Source organism: Psychrilyobacter sp. (assembly GCF_049671765.1).
Lineage (GTDB): Bacteria > Fusobacteriota > Fusobacteriia > Fusobacteriales > Fusobacteriaceae > Psychrilyobacter.
The window spans coordinates 1-3,047 of record NZ_JBATVM010000288.1 but is presented as its reverse complement, the minus strand read 5'-3'; the positions used below and the strand labels follow the sequence as shown (position 1 = coordinate 3,047).

Genomic DNA, 3,047 nt, shown 5'->3' with positions numbered 1-3,047 from the left:
TTGAGGAAGTCACAGCCTATAATTATGATTTAAAAGTTGTATATAAAGGTTTAAAAAAATATGAGGTGGATAAAGATGTTATTAAACTAGATATCCATAACAAATCTTATATAGATAATATTACTTTCAAAATTATGGGAGAGGAGGAGAATAATGAAGAGATTAATTATAATGTTATTCTTAGTAGTAACTAGTATCTCATTTAGTATAGGAGGAAGACACAAGGCGGTAGTTATAAATGGTCAAAAAGAATATGAGGTCGCCATCGAAGTAAATTTAAATCGAAGTGATTATGATTATTCTGAGAATGAATGGGATATAGCGAGTAGTACTGTACTTCGGAATGGTTCTCCTGTAGATTATATAAAGATTAAAAAAAATGGACCTATAAAAAAAGGTATTGTCCCTATAAAATTGGTTGTTAGCAGTGCTGATTCTCAAAAATTACTCAGTGGACCATTATTACAGGTTATTAAAGCAGAAAATATCGATCTTAGAATCGGAAGTTTTAGAAAAACATTAAATCCACAATATTTTACCTTCATAAAAAATATTCATGAGGTTATAATAAAGAAAATTGTAGAAATTAATTTAGGAACATTGCATAGTGGAGAAGAATTGCCAAAAACTCTCCTCCCATGGAAGAGATTAATTGAAATAAAATATAACACAAATGGTCCTTGTGGCTATACTCCTATGATGGATTTGAATATAAGTGGCAGTGGGACTAGTAACAATCTAAAGGTTGAAGGAGGAAATTTTGGTTATACAAATAGAGAAATAACTCTTATCAATCAAAGAAGGAATTCCAATGACCAATTTAATATAAAAGGAACTTACGCTATTAATTTTACTAGTTCTGGCAATGGATATATTGATCTAAGTATTAATAGCATCGGCGGAGAATATCCAACAGATTATGGGAAGTATAAAGCTACCGAAACAATCAGTATAACATTATATTAAATTAAAAGATGGTTTCTGTAAAATACAGAAACCATCTTTTTTGTTCCATTATTTTACATTTTCCTAATAATTTATTTGGGATAATCTCAAATTTGTTTGCATTAATATAGCAAATGTACTACACAATGCTGGAGAGGTGGATACTATAGGTTATCACTTTTATTGTATTTAAAATTGATAATAATATGATTGAATGCCATTATTAACACATCTATAAACCTAGTTCAAAGTATCATTTCATATTATTTTAAAAAATGATAATTTAATTTTAAAAAATAGAGAATTGGATAAACAACTATCCAAGAAAATTATTTGATGATTTGACAAGTATAGAAAAAGAAAATGAGTTCTTATTAGCTTAAGAATCAAGAGGGATAATTAAACTTGCAATTTACATAAGTTTTAATAATTTCTAAAAAAAATTATCTAAACTCCTAAAAATGTGGTATTAAATTAGGAAGAATGTTTTTTTCCTAAAAACTTTGAATAAGATAACACCTACATAACACTTTTTTTAAGTATACTATAAATAAAAACTTTAGTGATGATTAATTGCACCTAATTTAAAAATATGATAAAATCTAAAAACTACTAGCTTTTTAATGGCTAATCTATAATTTTTAGGAGGAATATATTTGAAAATCCAAGATTTAACAGAAAAAATTATCGATAAACTTACCTCTAGTTTTGATATAAAAAAAAATCAAACATTAGATGGTATTCAATATGATTTTTCAGGTATTTATACTGAAGAAACCAGTAAATATATCCTTTCAAAAGAAATGATTTATGATTCATTTTCAAATAATGAAACAGTCCTTTGTAAAACATTTGAAGAATTTGATTTTTCAATGGATCATGATGTCTTAAAGAAATATATAATAAAAAATTTGAGTTTTTTTAAAGGGAAAAAAGAAAATCAAATGAGTAGTATGATCACATTTATTTATATAGGTGGTCATCTTTCAGATATAGACAAAGATAAAATAAAAAAATTCACTTTTCATAAAAGTTTTTTATTTGGAATAAAGGGTTGGATCAATACAAAAATAATCTATATAGATATATTGGATAAAAAAATTATTACAAACAAATTAGGAATGAAAGACATGGTATTTTTTAACAGTTTTTTAAGAAATAAAGGAGGGAATTTATGAATTCTGTATGGTTATTGGTTGTTACAATTTCTATTTTTATTATAGCTTATACTGTCTATGGAAATTATCTTTATAAAAAATGGGGGATTGATCCATCAAGAAAGACTCCTGCACATACTATGCGTGATGGTATAGACTATGTTCCGGCTAAAGCTCCAGTTTTACTTGGTCACCATTTCTCTTCTATCGCTGGTGCAGGACCAATTGTTGGTCCTATCGCAGCAGCTATATTCGGATGGGTTCCAGTTTTACTCTGGATTATAATTGGAAGTATTTTCTTTGGAGGAGTACATGATATGGGATCATTATTTGCTTCCATTAGAAATAAAGGTAAGTCTTTAGGAGAAGTTATCGGAATCTCAATGGGTTCAAGAGGAAAAAAATTATTTGCGATATTTGCATGGCTTACCCTTATATTAGTTGTAGCTGCATTTACTAATATTGTTGCAAATACATTTGTAGCTGTTCCTCAGGCTGCAACTGCATCTCTATTGTTTATAATCTTGGCTATTGGATTTGGATTCTTTGTATATAGAATGGGATTTAGTCTGGCAGCTGGTAGTGTAATCGGTGTAATTGCTCTTATAGGTTGTATATTCTTAGGAAACATTTTCCCTATCAGTTTGAGTAAAAATGTTTGGATGATTATCTTACTTGGGTATATATTTATAGCTTCTGTTACTCCTGTATGGATACTATTACAACCTAGAGATTATCTAAATTCATTCTTACTATATGGAATGCTAATCGGTGGATTTGTAGGAATACTAATTATGAGACCGACTATTAAGCTAGCTGCTGTTACTTCATTTAATATAAATGGAAAACTATTATTTCCAATGTTATTTGTTACTGTAGCTTGTGGTGCCGTTTCTGGATTCCATTCTCTTGTAGGTTCAGGAACAACATCTAAACAATTAGACA

The 3,047-nt window shown here is 28.3% G+C and carries 4 protein-coding genes; all 4 read left to right on the top strand.

Annotated elements, in window-relative coordinates; genetic code table 11:
- Positions 1-194: hypothetical protein (locus tag WBG30_RS13645; protein ID WP_424505208.1), on the top strand; the 194-nt coding region annotated here is incomplete at its 5' end.
- Entirely contained in the window at positions 154-966 is an 813-nt protein-coding gene (locus WBG30_RS13640; RefSeq protein WP_424505207.1) for a hypothetical protein, read from the top strand. The genes WBG30_RS13645 and WBG30_RS13640, both read left to right, overlap by 41 nt.
- 635 nt (positions 967-1,601) lie before the next feature.
- Positions 1,602-2,123, top strand: a complete 522-nt coding sequence (locus WBG30_RS13635) for a hypothetical protein (protein ID WP_424505206.1) — start codon at positions 1,602-1,604, stop codon at positions 2,121-2,123.
- On the top strand, positions 2,120-3,047 hold a 928-nt coding region (locus tag WBG30_RS13630), incomplete at its 3' end, for a carbon starvation CstA family protein (protein WP_424505205.1). The genes WBG30_RS13635 and WBG30_RS13630, both read left to right, overlap by 4 nt.